The organism is Nonomuraea endophytica, assembly GCF_014203235.1.
GTDB classification, from domain to species: domain Bacteria; phylum Actinomycetota; class Actinomycetes; order Streptosporangiales; family Streptosporangiaceae; genus Nonomuraea; species Nonomuraea endophytica.
This window is the reverse complement of the sequence record NZ_JACHIN010000002.1, coordinates 809,116-827,234: the sequence shown is the minus strand read 5'-3', so window position 1 is coordinate 827,234 and position 18,119 is coordinate 809,116. Positions and strand designations below refer to the sequence as shown.

Below are 18,119 nucleotides of genomic sequence, written 5' to 3'. Positions count from 1 at the left end.
GGTGTCCCTTCCGTCGCCTTCTCACCGGGCCGACGCGACACTCAAGATCAGCCCTCGGAGAAAAGGGTTCAAGAGGTACCGCGTCCGCTACTCGCTGGAGGACGGCGGACCGGGCTGGGACACCCGGCTGACCATCTACTACAGGACCGAGGGCGGCGGCCGGGGCAGCCGTGAGATCTACAATCCCGGGCCCGGCACCGACACCGGCACGATCGTCATCAACACCAGCCGGAAGGTCACCGAGATGGGCGCCAAAGTCGAGCGGATCAATTCGCACGAGACAGGGGTGCGCGGCAGGGACCCCAATGTCTTTTCCTGACCGCCGCTCCCTTGGATAGCGTTCTCTCTGAACGTTGAACGAGGGGAGTACGGGGATGACCGCCGAAGCGCCCGACGATGCCCGCAAGAGGCACGCAGAAGTAAGCGAACTGGTCGAAGAAGCTCGCTGGCGGTATTACGTGCTCGACGATCCGACGGTGAGCGACGCCCAGTTCGACCAGTGGTTCCGCGAGCTGCTCGAGCTGGAGGAGAACGACCCCACGCTGCGCACGCCCGACTCGCCCACGCAGAAGGTGGGCGCGCCGCCGTCGGGCGACTTCGCCAAGGTGCAGCACGTGGCGCGGATGGAGAGCCTGGACAACGCCTTCAACGAGGCCGACATGGCCGCGTGGAGCGCGCGGGCGGAACGGCTGGCCGAGGGGGACGCGGGGCCGTACCTGTGCGAGCTGAAGATCGACGGGCTGGCGATCGCGCTGGTCTACCGGGACGGGAAGCTGGAGCGCGGCGCGACCCGCGGCGACGGGCGCACGGGTGACGACGTGACCCCCAACGTGCGCACGATCCAGGGGGTGCCGCACCGGCTGCAGGGCGACGACGTCCCGTCGCTGGTGGAGGTCCGCGGCGAGGTCTACATCCCGGTGGCCGACTTCGCCAAGCTCAACGAGCAGTTGGGCGCCGAGGGCAAGCCGCTGTTCGCCAACCCGCGCAACGCTGCGGCCGGCACGCTTCGGCAGAAGGACCCGCGCATCACCGCCCAGCGCCCGCTGCGCATGATCGTGCACGGGATCGGGGTCTGGGAGGGCGCCGAGGAGCCCAAGGCGCAATCGGACGTCTACGACCGGCTGCGCGCCTTCGGGCTGCCGGTCTCCGACCTCTACCGGGTGGTGGCCGGGCTCGCCGAGGTCAACGCCTTCATCGAGCACTACCGGGTGCACCGGCACGACCCGGCGTACGAGATCGACGGCGTCGTGGTGAAGGTCGACAACTTCCGCACCCAGCGTGAGCTGGGCTCGACCTCGCGGGCGCCGCGCTGGGCGATCGCCTACAAGTACCCGCCCGAGGAGGTCAACACCAAGCTGCTCGACATCCACGTGGGCGTCGGCAGGACGGGCCGGGTCACGCCGTTCGCGGTCATGGAGCCGATCGTGGTGGCCGGATCGACGGTGGAACGCGCCACCCTGCACAACGCGGCCGTGGTGAAGGCCAAGGGCGTGCTCATCGGCGACACCGTGGTGCTGCGCAAGGCCGGAGACGTCATCCCCGAGATCGTCGGCCCCGTGCTCGCCCTGCGCGACGGCAGTGAGCGCGAGTTCGTGATGCCGACCCACTGCCCGGCCTGCGGCACCGCGCTGGCCTACGAGAAGGAGGGCGACGCCGACCTGCGCTGCCCGAACGCCCAGCACTGCCCGGCGCAGCTGCGCGAGCGGGTCTTCTTCGCCGCCCGCCGCAACGCCCTGGACATCGGCGGCCTGGGGTACGTCGCGGCGACCGCGCTCACCCAGCCGGTGGCCGGGCAGGAGCCGGTGCTGCGTACCGAGGCCGACCTGTTCGACCTCACGCTCGACAAGCTGATCCCGATCCGCTCGATCGTCCGCGACCAGGACACCGGCGCGCCCAAGATCGACGAGAAGACCGGCGAGCCGAAGGTCGTCTCGTTGTTCTCCAACGCCAACGGCGAGCCGTCGATGGCCGCGCTCAGCCTGCGCGAGCAGCTGGAGGCGGCCAAGGACAAGGAGCTGTGGCGGGTGCTGGTGGCGTTGTCGATCCGGCACGTGGGGCCGCCGACGGCGCGTGTGCTGGCCTCGGCGCTGCGCTCGATCGACGCCGTCATGAACGCCTCGGTCGAAGAGCTGGCCGCGATCAAGGACATCGGGCCCAACATGGCCGCCACGATCAAGGAGTGGTTCGAGGTCGGCTGGCACCGCGAGATCGTCGAGCGGTGGCGGGCGGCGGGCGTGCGCATGGAGGACGACGAGCCCGCGCAGGCGACCGGCCCCAAGACCCTGGAGGGGCTGACGCTCGTGGTCACCGGCACGCTGGAGGGCTACACCCGCGACTCCGCCGCGCTGGAGATCGAGTCGCGCGGCGGCAAGGTGGCCGGTTCCGTCTCCAAGAAGACCGCCTTCGTGGTGGTGGGGGAGAACGCCGGGTCGAAGTACGACAAGGCGGTGTCACTCGGCGTGCCCATCCTCGACGAGCAGGGCTTCGGCGTGCTGCTGGAGCAGGGGCCGGAGGCGGCCGCGGGGGTCGCGGTCGAGCCTGAGCCGTAAAAGATCCTGGAGCCCTTGGTCGCGCCGGGTATTGCGCGAGGTCAGGGCCGTATCGGGTTCTAGAAGCAGGTTCTGGGCCGGTCAGAATGTGAGGTAATGTCGGAAAGGCGAAGTGACGGAACGTACGCACTCGGTTTCGCGAAGTGGGGTTAAGGTCGTACCCTCCCATAGTGACCTAATGGGGGTTCTGTTACTCATGACTGACCCAACCGACACCCGCGACACCGGCCCGCGCATGGGCACTCCGCTGTGGGCCTTCCTCGCGGCCATCTCCGCGATCGGCGGCACCGCGCTGGTCGCGGCCATACTCAGGCTCGACCCCGTCGGCCTGGCGGAGCTCGCCCGCACCCCGCTGTTCTGGGTGCTCGCGGTGCTGGTCGTGCTGGGCGAGCTCAGGCCCGTGATGGTCTCGTCCGCGGCCTCCGTGGGCGGCACCTACCCCTCGACGATGTTCACCTTCGCGGTGCTGCTGCACTTCGGGCTGCCCACGGCCGTGCTCATGCAGGTCGTCGGCGTCGTCATGAACGGGGTCGTCACCCGCAAGGCCTGGCACCGGGTCCTGTTCAACGTGGGCCAGTCCACGCTCGCGCTCACCGCCGCCGCCGTCGTGCTCGGCGTCTTCGGGATCGTGCCCACCCCCGCGGTGCCCTGGGTGCCGAGCGGCGCCGACCTCGTGCCGATCGCGCTGTCCGGCATCGCCTACTTCATCACCCGGGCCATGCTCGTCTGCGGCGCCGTCGCGCTGCACGAGCGCCGCTCGGTGATCCGCGTCCTGCGCGGCACCGCCGGACCGCAGGCCCTCGTCTACACCGCGCTGCTGGGCCTCGCGCCCCTGGTCGTGGTCGTCATGAGCCACTCGCCCGGACTCGTGCCGCTCTTCGTCGCCCCGCTGGCCGCCGTCTACTTCACCGCGACCCTCTCCATGCGCCGCGACCACCAGGCGCTGCACGACGAGCTCACCGGCCTGCCCAACCGCAAGATGCTCATCGTCAGCACCGAGGAGGCGCTGGCCGAGGCGCGCGAAGGCGAGCGGGTGGGCCTGTTCCTCCTCGACCTCGACCGGTTCAAGGAGGTCAACGACACCATGGGCCACCCGGTAGGCGACCGCCTGCTGCAGATGGTGGCCCACCGCCTCCTCCATTCGGTACGGCCCGGCGACGTCGTGGCCAGGCTCGGCGGCGACGAGTTCGCCGTGCTGCTGCCCTCCATCCGCGACGCCCACGCCGCCCGCGAGGTGGCGGCCAGGCTGCGCGCCGCCCTCACCGAGCCGGTGCGGCTCGAAGGCATGACCTTCGACCTCGACGGATCGGTCGGCATCGCGCTCTTCCCCGACCACGCGCCCGACTTCGAGCTCCTCATGCAGCGCGCCGACGTCGCCATGTACATGGCCAAGGAGGCGCGTACCGGCGTCGAGCTCTACCAGCCGGACAAGGACCGCAACTCGCCCGAGCGCCTCCACCTGCTCGGCGACCTGCGCCGCGCGGTCGACAACCGCGAGCTGCGCCTGCACTACCAGCCCAAGGTCGGCCTCACCACCGGCGCCGTCCACGGGGTCGAGGCGCTGGTGCGCTGGCGGCACCCGGTGCACGGGACGATCCCTCCGGCCGAGTTCATTCCGCTGGCCGAGCAGTCGTACCTGATGCGGCAGCTCACCGAGTACGTCATCGAGGAGGCGCTGGAACAGGCCGCCCGGTGGTGGCACATGGGGCTCAAGGTGCAGATCTCGGTCAACGTCTCGGCCCGCGACCTGCTCGACTCGGCGCTGCCCGAGCAGCTGGAGGTCGGGCTGGCCCGCTACAGCCTGCCGCCGGACGCCATCCAGCTGGAGGTCACCGAGCGCATCCTGATGGGCGACCAGGCGTACACGCACGACACGATCAAGGCGCTGGCCGCGCTGGGCGTGCCGCTTTCCCTTGACGACTTCGGCACCGGCTATTCCTCGCTCATCCGCCTCCAGCGCCTCGCGGTCGCCGAGGTCAAGATCGACTCGTCGTTCGTGCGGCGGATCACCGAGTCCGAGGACGACGAGCGGATCGTCCGCTCCATCGTGGACCTCGTCCGCTCGCTCGGGCTGCGCTCGGTGGCCGAGGGCGTCGAGTCGGACGAGGCCGCGCTGCGGCTGGCCGAGATGGGGTGTGACGTGGGGCAGGGCTGGCTGTTCTGCGAGCCGATGGTCGCCGCCGACGCCACCCTCTGGCTGCGCGACCACCTCGACCCCGAACCCGCGCTCGGTTACGGCTACCGCCCCGCCGAGGTCACCAGAACCGCCTGAGCTTCAGGACCTCTCGGCCTTCTCCGGCCTTTTTGTGATCTTCACGACCGGCGGGCGTGCAGGTCCAGGACCCTGGCGCGCTGATCCAGTGCAGCGACGCGTTCGAGACGCCGAGCTGCTTGCCGATGGCGGGGGTGATGGCGGGGGTCATGCCCTGGATGAGGCCGCTGGTGATCTCGACGAACACCAGCAGGCCGACCACGGCGGCGACGGACACGGGGGGAGAGAGGGCTTTGCGGTGGTCTCGGTCATGGGGGCTCCGAGGCAGGCGTCATCGGCCCGGCGCGCGGGGGCTTCAGAGATGTCGGGGGTACGGCTAGCGGAGCGGCGGCCGGCCGTCGAAGATCAGGTCGAGCAGCCGGTCGATGTCCCGCTCGTGGATGGGCTGCTGCCAGAACAGCACCCGGTAGAACAGGAATCCCGAGTAGAGGTCGATGAGGAAGTCGTCGTCGACGCCGCTGGGCAGGTCGCCGCGTTCGGCGGCGCGCCGGATCAGCGTGCGCCCGCTGTCGCGGCGGCGGTTGAGGAAGTGCGCCTGCATGGCCTTGCGCCCGTCGGGGTCGGCCATCAGCGCCCAGCCCGCTTCGGTGAGCGCCGGGTCGGACTCCTCGTCCATGCCGGCCAGCAGCCGCAGCAGGGCCCGCATCTCGGCTCTCGTGGAGCCGAGGTCGGGCACGTCCTCGGTGGTGACCTCGCGGAGCAGGACCTCCACGACGAGCTCGGCCTTCCCGCTCCACCAGCGGTAGAGGGTCGCCTTGCTGACTGCCGCACGGCTCGCGACGCCGTCCATGGTCAGCCGGGCGTACCCGGACTCGGCGAGCAGGTGCCTGGCCGCGCGCAGGATCGCCGCGTGCGTGGCCGTGCTGCGGGGGCGTCCCGGTCCAGCTGACCGCTGCTCGTCTGACATGTCCAGATAGTCCTCTTCGTCGGCGTCGAGTGGCAATACTGAACGTTTCGTTTTTAAATTGCGTTACGCAGCGGAAACAGATGAACCGCAGGCCCCGCAAACCGTTCGGTCCCGCTTGCCCGAGCCCCCTAGGATGACAGTGTCCAAACTCCATCCAGAAACGGGTTCAACGACTCATGTCCGCCATAACCCGCGACGAGGTCGCCCACCTGGCCCGGCTGTCCAGGATGGCGCTCTCCGACGACGAGCTCGACCACTACGCCACGCAGCTCGATGCGATCATCGAGGCTGTCGCGAAGGTCGCCGAGGTCGCCGCCGAGGACGTGCCGCCTTCGTCGCACGCGCTTCCGCTGACCAACGTCTTCCGCGCCGACGAGGTGCGACAGTCCCTGACGCCCGAGCAAGCCCTGGCCGGGGCGCCGGCCGTCGAGGACGACCGCTTCCGGGTTCCGCGCATCCTGGGGGAGGAAGCATGAGTCTCATCCACAAGACGGCCGCCGAGCTGGGCGCGCTCATCGCCGCCGGCGAGACCTCCTCCGCCGAGGTGGCCGAGGCGCACCTCGACCGGATGGCCGAGGTCGAGCCCAAGGTCAAGGCCTTCCTCCACGTCGACCGCGAGGTCACGCTGGCCCAGGCGCGGGCGGTCGACGCCCGGCTGGCCGCGGGGGAGAAGCTCGGGCCGCTGGCCGGTGTGCCGATCGCGCACAAGGACATCTTCTCCACCCATGACATGCCGACGACCGCCGCGTCCAAGATCCTTGAGGGGTGGCGGCCGCCGTACGACGCGACCGTGACCGCGCGGCTGCGCGCGGCTGGTCTGGTCATCCTCGGCAAGACCAACCTCGACGAGTTCGCGATGGGCTCATCCACGGAGAACTCCGCCTACGGCGACTCGCACAACCCGTGGGACCTCACCCGAACCCCGGGCGGCTCGTCCGGCGGCTCGTCGGCGGCGGTGGCGGCCTACGAGGCGCCGCTGTCCACCGGCACCGACACCGGCGGCTCCATCCGCCAGCCCGCCTCGGTCACCGGCATCGTCGGCATGAAGCCCACCTACGGCGGCTCCTCCCGCTACGGCGTCATCGCCTTCGCCAGCTCGCTCGACACACCGGGCCCGTTCGCCCGCAACGTGCTCGACACCGCGCTGCTGCACGAGGTCTTCTCCGGGCACGACCCGATGGACTCCACCTCCATCGACGCCCCGGTGCCCGCCGTCGTCGAGGCCGCCCGCCACGGCGACGTCCAGGGCATGCGCATCGGCGTCGTCAAGGAGTTCGGCGGCGAGGGATATCAGCAGGGCGTGCTCAACCGCTTCCACGACGCCGTCGAGCTGCTGGAGTCGCTCGGCGCCAAGGTCGTCGAGGTCTCCTGCCCGACCTTCACCACCGCGCTGCCCGCCTACTACCTCATCGCGCCGTCGGAGTGCTCGTCCAACCTCGCGCGCTTCGACGCCATGCGCTACGGCCTGCGCGTCGGCGACGACGGCACCAGGAGCGCCGAGGAGGTCATGGCGCTGACCAGGGCCGCCGGCTTCGGCCCCGAGGTCAAGCGGCGCATCATGCTCGGCACCTACGCCCTGTCGAGCGGCTACTACGACGCCTACTACGGCCAGGCCCAGAAGGTCCGCACGCTCATCTCGCGCGACTTCGAGGCCGCCTACCAGCAGGTGGACGTGCTGATCTCGCCGACCACGCCGACCACGGCGTTCAAGCTCGGTGAGCGCACCGGCGACCCGATGGCGATGTACCTCGCCGACCTGTGCACGATCCCGTCGAACCTGACGGGCAACGCGGCCATCTCGGTGCCGTGCGGCCTGGCCGACGAGGACGACCTGCCGGTCGGCCTGCAGATCATGGCTCCGGTGCTGGGCGACGACCGCTGCTACCGGGTCGCCGCCGCGGTCGAGAAGGCCCTGGAGAGCCGCTGGGGCGGCCCGCTGCTGAAGGAGGCGCCCGCGCTATGACCGTGATGGCTTTTGACGAGGCGCTGGGCCGGTTCGAGCCCGTTCTCGGCCTGGAAACCCATGTCGAGCTCGGCACCGCCTCGAAGATGTTCTGCGGCTGCAAGACCACCTTCGGCGCCGCCCCCAACACGCAGGTCTGCCCGACCTGCCTGGCCTTCCCCGGCGCGCTGCCGGTGGCCAACGAGGCGGCGATCGAGTCCACGATCCGCATCGGCCTGGCGCTCAACTGCTCCATCGCCGAGTGGTGCCGCTTCGCCCGGAAGAACTACTTCTATCCGGACATGCCGAAGAACTACCAGATCTCGCAATATGACGAGCCGCTCTGCTTCGACGGCTACCTCGACGTCGAGGTCGACGGCGAGACCGTGCGCGTCGAGATCGAGCGCGTGCACCTGGAGGAGGACACCGGCAAGTCCACCCACGTGGGCGGCGCCACCGGCCGCATCCAGGGCGCCGACTACTCGATCGTCGACTACAACCGCGCCGGCATCCCGCTGGTCGAGATCGTCACCAAGCCGATCCCGGGCACCGACCGGATGGCGCCCGAGGTGGCCAAGGCCTACGCCACCGAGCTGCGCGAGATCATGCGGGCGCTGGGCGTCTCCGACGTACGCATGGAGGAAGGGTCCATGCGCTGCGACGTGAACGTCTCGCTGATGCCGCGCGGCTCCTCCGAGTGGGGCACCCGCACCGAGACCAAGAACGTCAACTCGCTGCGCAGCGTCGAGCGGGCGGTCCGTTCCGAGATCGAACGGCAGGCCCACATCCTGGCCGAGGGTGGCAAGATCATCCAGGAGACCAGGCACTTCCACGAGGACACCGGCACCACGACGCCGGGCCGTTCCAAGGAAGAGGCGCAGGACTACCGCTACTTCCCCGAGCCCGACCTGGTCCCCATCGCGCCCGACGCGGCGTGGGTGGCCAGGCTCAAGGCGGAGCTGCCCGAGCTGCCGCTGGTCAAGCGCAAACGGCTGCAGGCCGAGTGGGGCGTGTCCGACCTCGACATGCAGGCCATGCACAACGCCGACGCCATCGACCTGGTCGAGGCGACGGTCGCGGCGGGCGCCCCGGCGGCCGACGCGCGCAAGTGGTGGATGGGCGAGTTGGCCCGCCGCGCCAACGAGAGCGCCACCACGCTGGCCGACCTGCCCATCACGCCGGCCGACATCGCCCGCGTGACCGAGCTGGTCGCCTCCGGCTCGCTCAACGACAAGCTGGCCCGCCAGGTGCTGGAAGGCGTGCTGGCCGGCGAGGGCACGCCCGACGCGGTCGTGGCCGCGCGCGGCCTGGAGATCGTCAACGACGAGGGCGAGCTGTCGGCCATCATCGACGAGGTCCTGGCCGGCAACGCCGACGTGGCCGACAAGATCCGCTCCGGCAAGATCGCCGCGGTGGGCGCGCTGGTCGGCGGCGTCATGAAGGCCAGTCGAGGCAAGGCCGACGCCGGCCGCGCCCGGCAGCTGATCCTGGAGAAGCTGGGCGTCTCCGAGTAGTTCCCAAGGGCCCTGCCGTCGCGGCGGGGCCCTTGCTCTGGCCGTCATTCCGGTTATTCTGGATATAGAAGGTCTAGGACTATTGGCCCAGAGGGGCCTAGGTCCACGGCACGATGTGCTATCCCCGGCGCCGCCGTACTTTCAGGGCATGAAGCGCACAGCATTGACAATTGGCCTGGTGGCGATGGTGTCCCTCGTCGCCTTCGAGTACATGGCGGTCGCGGTCGCCATGCCCGTCGTCGCCCGCGAACTGGGTGGACTTGAGCTTTACGGCCTGGCCTTCAGCGGCGCCATGGCCGCCGGTGTGATCGGAACCGTCCTGGGCGGCCGATGGGCCGACCTCCGCGGGCCGCTCGCTCCGCTTTGGGCGGGAGCGGTGACGTTCGCCGGCGGCCTGGGGCTGGCCGGGTTCGCGCAGAGCATGGAGATGCTGATCGCCGGACGCCTCGTGCAGGGCTTCGGCGGGGCGCTCGTCCAGGTGGCCCTGTACGTCGTGGTGGCCAGGACCTACCCCGAGTCGCTGCACCCGAAGATCTTCTCGTTGTTCGCGACGGCATGGGTGGTGCCGTCCATGGTCGGACCGGCCATCGTCGGAGTCGTCGTGGAGACCGCCGGATGGCGCTGGGTCTTCCTGGGCGTGCCGATCCTGACCGCGATCGCGGCACTGTTCCTGTTCCGCGGCCTGGTGGGCCAGCCGGTCTCCGGCGGACAGGCCGACACCGCCCCCGGCATGCTCGGCAAGCTCGGCTGGGCCGCGGTGACCGCCGTCGGCGCCGGCCTCATGCAGTACGGCAGCCAAGGCCAGGTGCTCCTCCTCGTCTCCGGCCTGGTCGTCCTGGCGCTGGCACTGCCGAGGCTGCTGCCCGCCGGCACACTGCGCGCCGCCAGGGGCCTGCCCTCCGTCGTCGCCCTGCGCGGCCTGGCCACCGGCGCCTTCTTCGCCGCCGAAGTGATCATCCCGCTGATGCTGATCAGCCAGCGCGGGCTGTCGACCTTCGTCGCCGGCATCGCCTTGACCGGCGGCGCCCTGACCTGGTCGCTCGCCTCGTGGCTGCAGGGCCGCGAAGTCTTCAGCCGGATGACCAACCTGCGCGGCGGCACCGCCATGATCGCCCTGGGCATCCTGCTGATGGGCGCCGTCACCTTCGAACCGGTGCCGATCTGGCTGGCGTACCCGTCGTGGATCATCGCCGGATTCGGGATGGGGCTGGTGTACCCGACCCTCTCGGTGCTCACCCTCGAACTGTCCTCGCCCGGCGAGCAGGGGGCCAACTCCTCGTCGCTGCAGGTGGGCGAGGCGGTCTTCTCGGTGGTGGCGGTCGCGGTCACCAGCGCCCTGTTCACGGCGGCGGCCTCGGGCTACTGGACCGTGTTCGCGGCGACGCTGGTGATGGCGCTGGCCGGCTTGTGGGTGGCCCCCCGCTTCGGCGTCACCACCCCAGGCCACCAGAAGACCGCGGTAGCCACCGCCGCCTGACCCCCTTTCAATGCCAGAGCCGGACGCCCACCCCAGGCGCCCGGCTCTCCCATGCCCGACCAACCCCTCATCCACTCCAACCCCTCATCCACTCCAACCCCTCATCCACTCCAACCCCTCATCCACTCCAACCCCTCATCCACTCCAACCCCTCACCCACTCCAACCCCTCACCCACTCCAACCCCTCACCCACCCCGACCCGACCCGCACCACGCGCCTCCCGGGCCCGCGCCTCGGACCCGCGCCCTTCGGACCCGCGCCCTTCGGACCCGCGCCCTTCGGACCCGCGCCCTTCGGACCCGAGCCCCCGAGCCCCCGCATCACGGCCTCGCGCACCCCGGCCCCCCCACACGCACCGACCCGCGCGCCGTGGCCTGAGCGCTGCGTGCCGAGCAGCGCGACCGCTCCGAGAGCCGCGCTGCTTGCGGTTGGCCGCCTGGGTCAGCGCACTCAGGAGCGGCCCCGCTTTAGACCGGCACTTGAGTCCTTGGCGACAGTCTCTGAGCGGGTCCTCAGTAGGTGCCCTTGCAGCCGGGCGGCGGCACCGGGCGGGTGGCGCCCCAGCCGACCTGCTTGATGATCGAGGCCGACCACGGCACGCCTGGCCTCAGTCCCGGTATGGGCCCCGACGTGCTGGACCGCGAGCAGGTCACCGCTCTGCCGGTCGATGACGAGCTGGATCCGGCCGCCGGAGGTGGGCAGTTGAAGGGTCACCCCGACCAGGCCGGCCTGGTCGGACACATTGTCGATCACGATGACGCCGGGGAGTGTGGCCAGCATGCGGCAGGCCGCGGCCTCCTGTAGTCCACGGAACGCCACGATCTTCACCGCCGGCGAGACCGGCATCCCCGACCCGGCGCCCTGCACCACGAGCCTCGCCTCCCGCGTATCACGCGGGTGCACGGCGTGATGTGGGGCCTGCGGGAACCATGCGAACCGTGCGCGATCGATCCAGTGGTGCAACATCTGCGGCAGAATCAAATGTATAATCTGATGCATGATGAGCGTGAAGCGCCAGACCGTACCCCTGGATGCAGAAGACACCAAGTTCTTGTCCCACCTACGGGACAGTGACGCCTACCGTGCGACGCTGAGCAGGCTCTCCGATCGGGAGCTCGCCGAGGAAGCCTCGGAGGCCGCACTGCTATCCGCACTGCTCGCAGCGGGACGCGCTGCCGTAGAGGAGAAGGTTGCCATTACCGGCTACACGGCTTGGGCGGATGACATGAGCGAGGAAGATCTGGATTACCGCGCTGCTATGCGCAACCGCAGGCGGGACCGTGGCCAGTGAGCGACTTGATCATCCCTCTACGTGGACGCGTCTACGAAGCCGATCTCGGGCAAGGCCGCAAGCCATGGCTGGTGGTGTCCAATAACGCTCGCAACAAGGCTATCGATGACGTCATCGTCGCCCGGATCACGACCACGCGAAGAGACCTTCCGTCGTGGATTCCTCTCGGCCCCAATGACCCGCTGGCGGGGTTCGTCATCTGCGATGATCTGAGCCCCATGTTCCGTGACGAGATCCAGCGCGACATGGGTGCGCTCAGCCTGGCAACCATGAGTGAAGTCGGCAAGGGCTTGGCACGGGCCTTGGCCCTCTGATGAAAGCGCGCCGATGCTCCGCCGCTTCGGCGTGGAGACCGATGGGCCTCGCGCCTGCTTACGTGCGCGCAAGCCCGCGCCGTAGGCGCGCACGATCAGAACGCCCGAGCGTAGCGAGGACCGGCGCGGGGTCGGGCGCCAGCCCGACTGGAAGTACGCGCGAAGCGAAGCGGAGCGCCTCTGAACCAGGGTGGGCTCCAACTGGCCGACCACTTAGCTGGGCGACGGGTGGGACCTTAGGAACGGTCGATCGGAAGGGCGACCTTCAGGGGTTCAGGTCGGCTGGAGACGCGCCTGGAATCACCACGCGCGGAGCGCGCTGATGGGGAAGACCGTGTTTGTGGCCCCGCCGGTGGACAAGGTCGGCGGGGCCGCAACGTCTTTCCCCAGGAACCACCTGGGTGATGCCCTGTATCAGCATTCCTATTCGGGGTGTGATCCAGGTGTGATCCGTTCGCCGCGGCGTCGTGCCATCAGCTTTCTTAAGAGCGGGGTCAGTAGTGCCAGTGCGGACAGCAGGAGTAGAACTATCGCTATCGGGCTTTTGATCAGGACGGTGACCTCGCCTGCGCCGATGGCCAGGGCGCGGCGGAGCTGGATTTCGGCCATCGGGCCCAGGATCATGCCGATCACCGCGGGCGCCACCGGCAGGCCGAAGCGGCGCATCGCCCAGCCGAGCAGGCCCAGTACGAAGAGGACGATCAGGTCCACGGCCGAGGCGTTCAGGGCGTAGACGCCCAGCGCGGCGAACATCACGATCCCCGCATAAAGGTACGGCCGCGGCACATGCAGCACCTTTGCCCAGAGCGGCGCCAATGGCAGGTTGAGCACCAGCAGCATCGCGTTGCCCACGAACAGGGATGCGATCATGCCCCAGACCAGGGCCGGGTTGTGGTCGAAGAGCTGGGGCCCGGGTTGCAGGCCGTACTGCTGGAAGGCGGCGAGGAGGATCGCGGCGGTGGCGGATGTGGGCAGGCCCAGGCTGAGGAGGGGGACCAGGGTGCCGGCGGCGGAGGCGTTGTTGGCGGCCTCCGGGCCGGCTACGCCTTCGATGGCGCCTTTGCCGTACTCCTCGCGGGCTACGCCTCGGGCCAGCTTCTTCTCGGTCGCGTACGACAGGAAGGTGGGGATCTCGGCGCCGCCGCCCGGCAGCGCGCCGAACGGGAAGCCCAGCGCGGTGCCGCGCAGCCACGGTTTCCAGGAGCGCGCCCAGTCGGCGCGGCCCAGGTACGCGCGGCCGACGGGGATGACCTCCGGCGGCACGTGCCGTAGCCGGGACGCCACGTACAGGGCCTCGCCCAGCGCGAACAGGCCCACCGCGACGATCACCACGTCGATGCCGTCGAACAACTGCGGGATGCCCATCGTGAGCCTGGCCTGCCCGGTCTGCTGGTCGATGCCGACGAGCCCGATCGCGAGGCCGAAGCCGAGCGAGGCCAGACCGCGTACGACCGAGCGGGACAGCACCGAGGAGACCGCGGTGAAGGCCAGGATGGCGAGGGCGAAGTAGTCCTCGGGGCCGAAGGCGATCGCGAACGCGACCACGGCCGGGGCCGCCACCACGAGCAGGCCGGTGGCCAGGGTGCCCGCGACGAACGAGCCGATGGCGGCCGTGGCCAGCGCTTGGGCGGCGCGGCCCCGCTTGGCCATCTTGTTGCCCTCCAGCGCGGTGATCATGGAGGAGGACTCGCCGGGGGTGTTGAGCAGGATGGAGGTGGTGGAGCCGCCGTACATGCCGCCGTAGTAGATGCCGGCGAACATGATGAACGCGCTGGCCGGCGGCACGGTGAACGTCACCGGCAGCAGTAGCGCGACCGTCATGGCCGGGCCGATGCCGGGCAGGACGCCGACGAGGGTGCCGAGGGTGACGCCGACCAGCGCGTACAGCAGGTTGATGGGGGTCAGCGCGGAGGCGAAGCCGTCGAGCAGGAGCTGGAGGGAGTCCATGGCTCAGATCACCCCTTCCAGGAGGCCGGCGGGCAGGTTCACGCCGAGGCCCTTGACGAAGGCGAGGTAGGTGCCGAGGCCCAGGACCACGGCGATGACCGCCGCGCGGACGCGGTGCTCGGCGCCGAGTGCCAGTGACAGGCCGAAGAACAGCAGGCTGCCGGCGATGACCCAGCCGAGCGTGTCGAGCAGCGCGGTGAAGGCGAGGAAGACGCCGCCGACGAGGCCGACCTGTTTGAGGTCGGCGGGGGCGTCGGCGTCGATGTCCTCGCTCTCCTCGGGGTCGCCGCGGCCGCCGCGCACGACGTCGATCACGTAGAAGACGCCCACGACGGTGATGGCGCCGCCGACCAGCATGGGGAAGAACCTCGGCCCCAGGCCGACGACGGAGGTCGCCGCCTCCACGTTCAGGGTGCCGGCGATCACGTAGACGCCGACGGCCAGCAGGGCCAGCGCCAACCCGAGTTCGGGTCGCCACCAGCCCCGCTTCTTGCTCTGCGTGGGCTCCATCAGGAGACGAGCCCCATCTCGGCGATGATGGACTTGACCCGGGTCTGCTCGGAGTTGAGGTACGTGGCGAACTGGTCGCCGGTCTGGAAGGAGTCGATCCAGCCGTTCTTGGCGACCGCGTCCTTCCACGCCTGCGAGGCGTGCATCTTGGTGACCAGGTCGGTCAGCGCCTTCTTGTCGGCGTCGGACAGGCCGCCGGGGGCGACCATGCCGCGCCAGTTGGCGATCTCGACGTCCAGGCCGCCCTCCTTGATCGTGGGCGCGTCGAGGTCGGGCAGGCGCTGCGGGGAGCTGACGGCCAGGGCGCGCAGCTTGCCGGCCTTCACCTGCTCGGCGAACTCGCCGACGCCCGAGATGCCGATCGTGGCCTTGTTGCCCAGCAGGAGGTTGAGCGCCTCGCCGCCGCCGGAGTTGGCGACGTAGTTGATCTGCTTGGGGTCGACGCCCGCGGCCTTGGCCATGAGCCCGGCCAGGATGTGGTCGGTGCCGCCGGCCGAGCCGCCCGCGATGGAGACGGTCTTCGGGTCGGCCTTCCACGCCGCGACCAGGTCGGCGACGGTCTTGAGCTTGGACTCGGCGGGCACGACGATGATCTCGTACTCCTCGGTCAGCTTGGCGATCGGCGTGGTGTCCGACAGCGTGACCTTGGACTTGTTCTGCTCGATGGCGCCGACCATGACCAGGCCCATCGTCATGAGCAGGCTGCCGTTGCCCTTCTCGCCGGCCAACTGGGCCAGGCCGATGGTGCCGCCGGCGCCGGGCACGTTGTAGACCTCGACCTTGCGTGAGGGGTCGGCCTGCTTGATCGCCTGCTCGGCGGTGCGCGAGGTCTGGTCCCAGCCGCCGCCGGCGTTGGCGGGCGCCATGATCTTCAGCGTGCCGCTGCCGGAGGCGCTCGTGCCGCCGCTGTTGCCGCAGGCCGACAGCGTGGCCACGGAAAGGGCCGCGACCGCGGCGAATATGCGCAAGCGCATGATCACTCCAAGGGGGGTTCTCACGTTCGGTGAACTGCGATGGTGAGCCGAGAACCCCGTCCGGTCGAGTCTTTTCGCACTTGCCGTCTTTTTGTTCGTATTGGTCGCTACCCGCCCGTGACCTGGGCCTGTTTCCATGAAGCGCGTGAGGAGGGTCACAAACGCCTCGCTCGGCACCCAGCTGTTCGTGCTCCAGATGGTGATCGTGTTGCTCGCCGTCGGGGGTACGGCCGTCGTGTGGGCCGGGCACACGCGTACCCAGCTGAACTCGCGCTACCAGCAGCGCGCCCTGGCCATCGCCCAGTCGGTGGCGGGCATGCCGCAGGTCCGCGAGGCCTTTAACGCGAAAAATCCGGAAAAGGTGCTGCAGCCGCTCGCCGTCAGCGTCCAGCAGGCCACCGGCGCCGACTACGTCGTGATCGCCAACCGCGACCAGACCCGCTACGCGCACCCCAACGCCACCCTGATCGGCCGGAAGCTGTCCACCGACGGCAGCGGCGTCATCGAGACCGGCCGCACCTGGGTCGGCACCGAGACCGGCACCATCGGCACCACCGTCAGGGGCAAGGCGCCGGTCTTCGACGAATACGGCACCGTGATCGGCCTGACCTCGGTCGGCGTGCTGGAGGCCACGGTCAGCGAGCAGCTGTTCGACACCCTGCCGCCGCTGCTGTGGACGGCGCTGGCCGTGCTGTTCGCCGGTTCCGCCGCGGCGGCCCTGATCACCGCGCGTGTGCGCAGGCAGACCTTCGGCCTGGAGCCGCGCGAGATCGCCGCGCTGCTGGAGCAGCGCGAGGGTGTGCTGCACGGCGTGAAGGAGGGCGTGCTCGCCCTCGACCTCACCGGCCGCGTCACGCTCGTCAACGACGCCGCCCGCGAACTGCTCGGCGAGGTCGGCGAGGACCTTACCGCGATGCCGGTCTCCGACCGCATGCGCGACGTGCTCGGCGGCGCCGACCCGGGCGAGGACCGCATCGTCCTGCACGGCGACCGGGTGCTGGTGCTCAACCGCACCCCCGTCTCGGTGCGCGGCCAGCACCGCGGCTGGGTGGTCACCCTGCGCGACAGGACCGAGCTGGTACGGCTGGCCCGCGACCTGGACGACGCCAGCAGCGCCACCGAGGCCCTCCGGGCGCAGGCCCACGAGTTCGCCAACCGCATGCACACCGTGGTCGGCCTGCTGGATCTGGGCGAGCAGGAGGCGGCGATCTCCTTCATCACCAGATCCACCCGCAGCACCTACGCCATCGGCATGCGCGAACGCGTCCAGGACCCCACCCTTGCCGCCCTGCTGCTGGCCAAGTCGGCCGAGGCGGCCGAGCGCGGCGCGACGCTGGAGCTGGCCGAGGACTCCGACGTGCCCGAGGGCGTGCTCGGCGACCCGCAGGACGCCGTCCTGGTCGTGGGCAACCTGGTGGCCAACGCCATCGACGCGCTCGACGGCGCCCCCGGCACGATCGAGGTTTCGGTGCGGGCGGACGCAGACGGCCTGCACGTGCGCGTCGGCGACTCCGGCCCGGGCATCACCCCCGGCCTGGTCGAGGAGGTCTTCAGGGAGGGCTTCACCACCAAGGCCGCGCGCGCCGGTCAGCGCGGGCTCGGGCTGGCGCTGACCAGGCAGGCGTGTTTGCGGAGGGGTGGCTGGGTGAACGTACGCAACGAGGGAGGAGCGGTCTTCACCGCGCTGCTGCCATGATCAAGGTGCTGGTCGTCGACGACGACTTCATGGTGGCCAGGATCCACAGCGGCTACGTCGCGCGGATACCGGGCTTCGAGGTCGTGGCCGCGGCCCACACCGGCAACGACGCGCTGGAGGCCGTCCGCCGCTTCCGCCCCGACCTGGTGCTGCTCGACATCTATCTCCCCGACCTGTCCGGCCTCGACGTGCTCAAGGCGCTGAACGACGTGGACGTGCTCATGATCAGCGCCGCCCGCGACCTGCCCACGGTCAGGGAGGCGATGCGCAGCGGCGCGGTCAACTACCTGATCAAGCCGTTCACCGCCGCCGCGCTGACCGACCGCCTGAGCCAGTACGCCGCGAGCAGGAAGCGGCTGACCGCGCTCGGCCCCGAGGTCGGCCAGGACGAGGTCGACCGGCTGTTCGGCGCGCTCAAGACGCCGCTGCCCAAGGGCCTGTCGTCGGCCACGTGCGAGCTGGTAGCCGACACGCTGCGCGCCGTGGCCGGGGACCTGTCGGCCGCCGAGGCGGCCGCGCTGGCGGGCCTGTCGCGGGTGTCGGCCCGCAGGTACCTGGAGCACCTGTGCGCGGTGGGCAAAGCGGAACTCCGTCCGAGGTACGGCACCGCGGGCCGCCCAGAACACCGCTACCGCTGGATTGGTTGACCCGAGATAACCCATTTCCCGTGACATACCGGGATACCCGTGCCTTACTGTTGCCTGAGGAGAGGCTGCGGAGCAGGA

General features: G+C 70.0%; 17 protein-coding genes. 11 read left to right on the top strand and 6 right to left on the bottom strand.

Annotated features, from left to right (window positions below; translation table 11 throughout):
• Position 1: 1 nt before the first annotated feature.
• From HNR40_RS11885 to HNR40_RS11875, 3 genes are all read left to right on the top strand, one after another.
• The gene (locus HNR40_RS11885; protein WP_184960463.1) at positions 2-319 is read left to right on the top strand and encodes a hypothetical protein; all 318 of its coding nucleotides are present in this window, start codon (positions 2-4) and stop codon (positions 317-319) included.
• Between the two features lie 55 nt (positions 320-374).
• Positions 375-2,549 (top strand): NAD-dependent DNA ligase LigA, encoded by a 2,175-nt coding sequence (gene ligA / locus HNR40_RS11880; protein WP_184960462.1) that lies wholly within the window; start codon positions 375-377, stop codon positions 2,547-2,549.
• A 196-nt stretch (positions 2,550-2,745) separates the two neighbouring features.
• Positions 2,746-4,821, top strand: a complete 2,076-nt coding sequence (locus HNR40_RS11875) for a putative bifunctional diguanylate cyclase/phosphodiesterase (protein WP_184960461.1) — start codon at positions 2,746-2,748, stop codon at positions 4,819-4,821.
• On the opposite strand, the gene HNR40_RS11870 is transcribed toward HNR40_RS11875, so the two are convergent.
• Positions 4,805-5,038: a hypothetical protein gene (locus HNR40_RS11870; protein ID WP_184960460.1), complete on the bottom strand. Its 234-nt coding sequence runs from the start codon at positions 5,036-5,038 to the stop codon at positions 4,805-4,807. The genes HNR40_RS11875 and HNR40_RS11870 overlap by 17 nt on opposite strands.
• A 99-nt stretch (positions 5,039-5,137) precedes the next feature.
• Entirely contained in the window at positions 5,138-5,728 is a 591-nt protein-coding gene (locus HNR40_RS11865) for a TetR/AcrR family transcriptional regulator (RefSeq protein WP_184960459.1), read from the bottom strand.
• A gap of 176 nt (positions 5,729-5,904) precedes the next feature.
• Here HNR40_RS11865 and gatC point away from each other — a divergent pair, with 176 nt between their 5' ends.
• The 4 genes from gatC to HNR40_RS11845 all read left to right on the top strand — a co-directional run bounded on the left by gatC (position 5,905) and on the right by HNR40_RS11845 (position 10,661).
• Positions 5,905-6,204, top strand: a complete 300-nt coding sequence (gene gatC / locus HNR40_RS11860) for an Asp-tRNA(Asn)/Glu-tRNA(Gln) amidotransferase subunit GatC (protein ID WP_184960458.1) — start codon at positions 5,905-5,907, stop codon at positions 6,202-6,204.
• On the top strand, positions 6,201-7,691 hold the full coding sequence (gene gatA, locus HNR40_RS11855; protein ID WP_184960457.1) for an Asp-tRNA(Asn)/Glu-tRNA(Gln) amidotransferase subunit GatA: 1,491 nt from the start codon (positions 6,201-6,203) through the stop codon (positions 7,689-7,691). Before gatC ends, gatA begins: the two co-directional genes overlap by 4 nt.
• A gap of 5 nt (positions 7,692-7,696) precedes the next feature.
• Positions 7,697-9,184, top strand: a complete 1,488-nt coding sequence (gatB, locus tag HNR40_RS11850; protein WP_184960557.1) for an Asp-tRNA(Asn)/Glu-tRNA(Gln) amidotransferase subunit GatB — start codon at positions 7,697-7,699, stop codon at positions 9,182-9,184.
• A gap of 148 nt (positions 9,185-9,332) precedes the next feature.
• Entirely contained in the window at positions 9,333-10,661 is a 1,329-nt protein-coding gene (locus tag HNR40_RS11845) for an MFS transporter (RefSeq protein WP_246508817.1), read from the top strand.
• A 451-nt stretch (positions 10,662-11,112) separates the two neighbouring features.
• Here the strand turns inward: HNR40_RS11845 and HNR40_RS11840 are convergent, their stop codons facing one another.
• Positions 11,113-11,661 carry a hypothetical protein gene (locus HNR40_RS11840; protein ID WP_221340218.1) on the bottom strand — a complete coding sequence of 183 codons (549 nt, stop codon included), beginning with the start codon at positions 11,659-11,661 and terminating at the stop codon, positions 11,113-11,115.
• On the opposite strand from HNR40_RS11840, the gene HNR40_RS11835 reads away from it, so the two are divergent.
• On the top strand, positions 11,660-11,953 hold the full coding sequence (locus HNR40_RS11835) for a hypothetical protein (protein ID WP_184960455.1): 294 nt from the start codon (positions 11,660-11,662) through the stop codon (positions 11,951-11,953). The two genes, HNR40_RS11840 and HNR40_RS11835, sit on opposite strands and share 2 nt — an antisense overlap.
• On the top strand, positions 11,950-12,267 hold the full coding sequence (locus HNR40_RS11830) for a type II toxin-antitoxin system PemK/MazF family toxin (protein ID WP_312896292.1): 318 nt from the start codon (positions 11,950-11,952) through the stop codon (positions 12,265-12,267). The genes HNR40_RS11835 and HNR40_RS11830 overlap by 4 nt, the downstream gene beginning before the upstream one ends.
• 423 nt (positions 12,268-12,690) lie before the next feature.
• Here the strand turns inward: HNR40_RS11830 and HNR40_RS11825 are convergent, their stop codons facing one another.
• Genes HNR40_RS11825 through HNR40_RS11815 form a run of 3 tightly spaced genes read right to left on the bottom strand, consistent with a single transcriptional unit; the run spans position 12,691 to position 15,698 of the window.
• On the bottom strand, positions 12,691-14,214 hold the full coding sequence (locus HNR40_RS11825; RefSeq protein ID WP_184960454.1) for a tripartite tricarboxylate transporter permease: 1,524 nt from the start codon (positions 14,212-14,214) through the stop codon (positions 12,691-12,693).
• Between the two features lie 3 nt (positions 14,215-14,217).
• Positions 14,218-14,724 (bottom strand): tripartite tricarboxylate transporter TctB family protein, encoded by a 507-nt coding sequence (locus HNR40_RS11820; protein WP_184960453.1) that lies wholly within the window; start codon positions 14,722-14,724, stop codon positions 14,218-14,220.
• On the bottom strand, positions 14,724-15,698 hold the full coding sequence (locus HNR40_RS11815; RefSeq protein WP_184960452.1) for a Bug family tripartite tricarboxylate transporter substrate binding protein: 975 nt from the start codon (positions 15,696-15,698) through the stop codon (positions 14,724-14,726). Before HNR40_RS11815 ends, HNR40_RS11820 begins: the two co-directional genes overlap by 1 nt.
• Positions 15,699-15,834: 136 nt before the next feature.
• Here HNR40_RS11815 and HNR40_RS11810 point away from each other — a divergent pair, with 136 nt between their 5' ends.
• Together HNR40_RS11810 and HNR40_RS11805 are read left to right on the top strand one after the other, a co-directional pair.
• Positions 15,835-17,394, top strand: a complete 1,560-nt coding sequence (locus HNR40_RS11810) for an ATP-binding protein (RefSeq protein ID WP_184960451.1) — start codon at positions 15,835-15,837, stop codon at positions 17,392-17,394.
• Positions 17,391-18,041: a response regulator gene (locus HNR40_RS11805; RefSeq protein ID WP_184960450.1), complete on the top strand. Its 651-nt coding sequence runs from the start codon at positions 17,391-17,393 to the stop codon at positions 18,039-18,041. The genes HNR40_RS11810 and HNR40_RS11805 overlap by 4 nt, the downstream gene beginning before the upstream one ends.
• The last annotated feature ends 78 nt before the right edge of the window (positions 18,042-18,119 follow it).

What these genes read in the sequence shown, in the direction of transcription:
- ligA (WP_184960462.1), top strand. Translation starts at nt 375, where the DNA reads ATGACCGCCGAAGCGCCCGACGATGCCCGCAAGAGGCACGCAGAAGTA.
- HNR40_RS11875 (WP_184960461.1), top strand. Translation starts at nt 2,746, where the DNA reads ATGACTGACCCAACCGACACCCGCGACACCGGCCCGCGCATGGGCACT.
- HNR40_RS11865 (WP_184960459.1), bottom strand. Translation starts at nt 5,728, where the DNA reads ATGTCAGACGAGCAGCGGTCAGCTGGACCGGGACGCCCCCGCAGCACG.
- gatC (WP_184960458.1), top strand. Translation starts at nt 5,905, where the DNA reads ATGTCCGCCATAACCCGCGACGAGGTCGCCCACCTGGCCCGGCTGTCC.
- gatA (WP_184960457.1), top strand. Translation starts at nt 6,201, where the DNA reads ATGAGTCTCATCCACAAGACGGCCGCCGAGCTGGGCGCGCTCATCGCC.
- gatB (WP_184960557.1), top strand. Translation starts at nt 7,697, where the DNA reads ATGGCTTTTGACGAGGCGCTGGGCCGGTTCGAGCCCGTTCTCGGCCTG.
- HNR40_RS11845 (WP_246508817.1), top strand. Translation starts at nt 9,333, where the DNA reads ATGAAGCGCACAGCATTGACAATTGGCCTGGTGGCGATGGTGTCCCTC.
- HNR40_RS11835 (WP_184960455.1), top strand. Translation starts at nt 11,660, where the DNA reads ATGATGAGCGTGAAGCGCCAGACCGTACCCCTGGATGCAGAAGACACC.
- HNR40_RS11840 (WP_221340218.1), bottom strand. Translation starts at nt 11,661, where the DNA reads ATGCATCAGATTATACATTTGATTCTGCCGCAGATGTTGCACCACTGG.
- HNR40_RS11825 (WP_184960454.1), bottom strand. Translation starts at nt 14,214, where the DNA reads ATGGACTCCCTCCAGCTCCTGCTCGACGGCTTCGCCTCCGCGCTGACC.
- HNR40_RS11820 (WP_184960453.1), bottom strand. Translation starts at nt 14,724, where the DNA reads ATGGAGCCCACGCAGAGCAAGAAGCGGGGCTGGTGGCGACCCGAACTC.
- HNR40_RS11815 (WP_184960452.1), bottom strand. Translation starts at nt 15,698, where the DNA reads ATGCGCTTGCGCATATTCGCCGCGGTCGCGGCCCTTTCCGTGGCCACG.
- HNR40_RS11810 (WP_184960451.1), top strand. Translation starts at nt 15,835, where the DNA reads ATGAAGCGCGTGAGGAGGGTCACAAACGCCTCGCTCGGCACCCAGCTG.
- HNR40_RS11805 (WP_184960450.1), top strand. Translation starts at nt 17,391, where the DNA reads ATGATCAAGGTGCTGGTCGTCGACGACGACTTCATGGTGGCCAGGATC.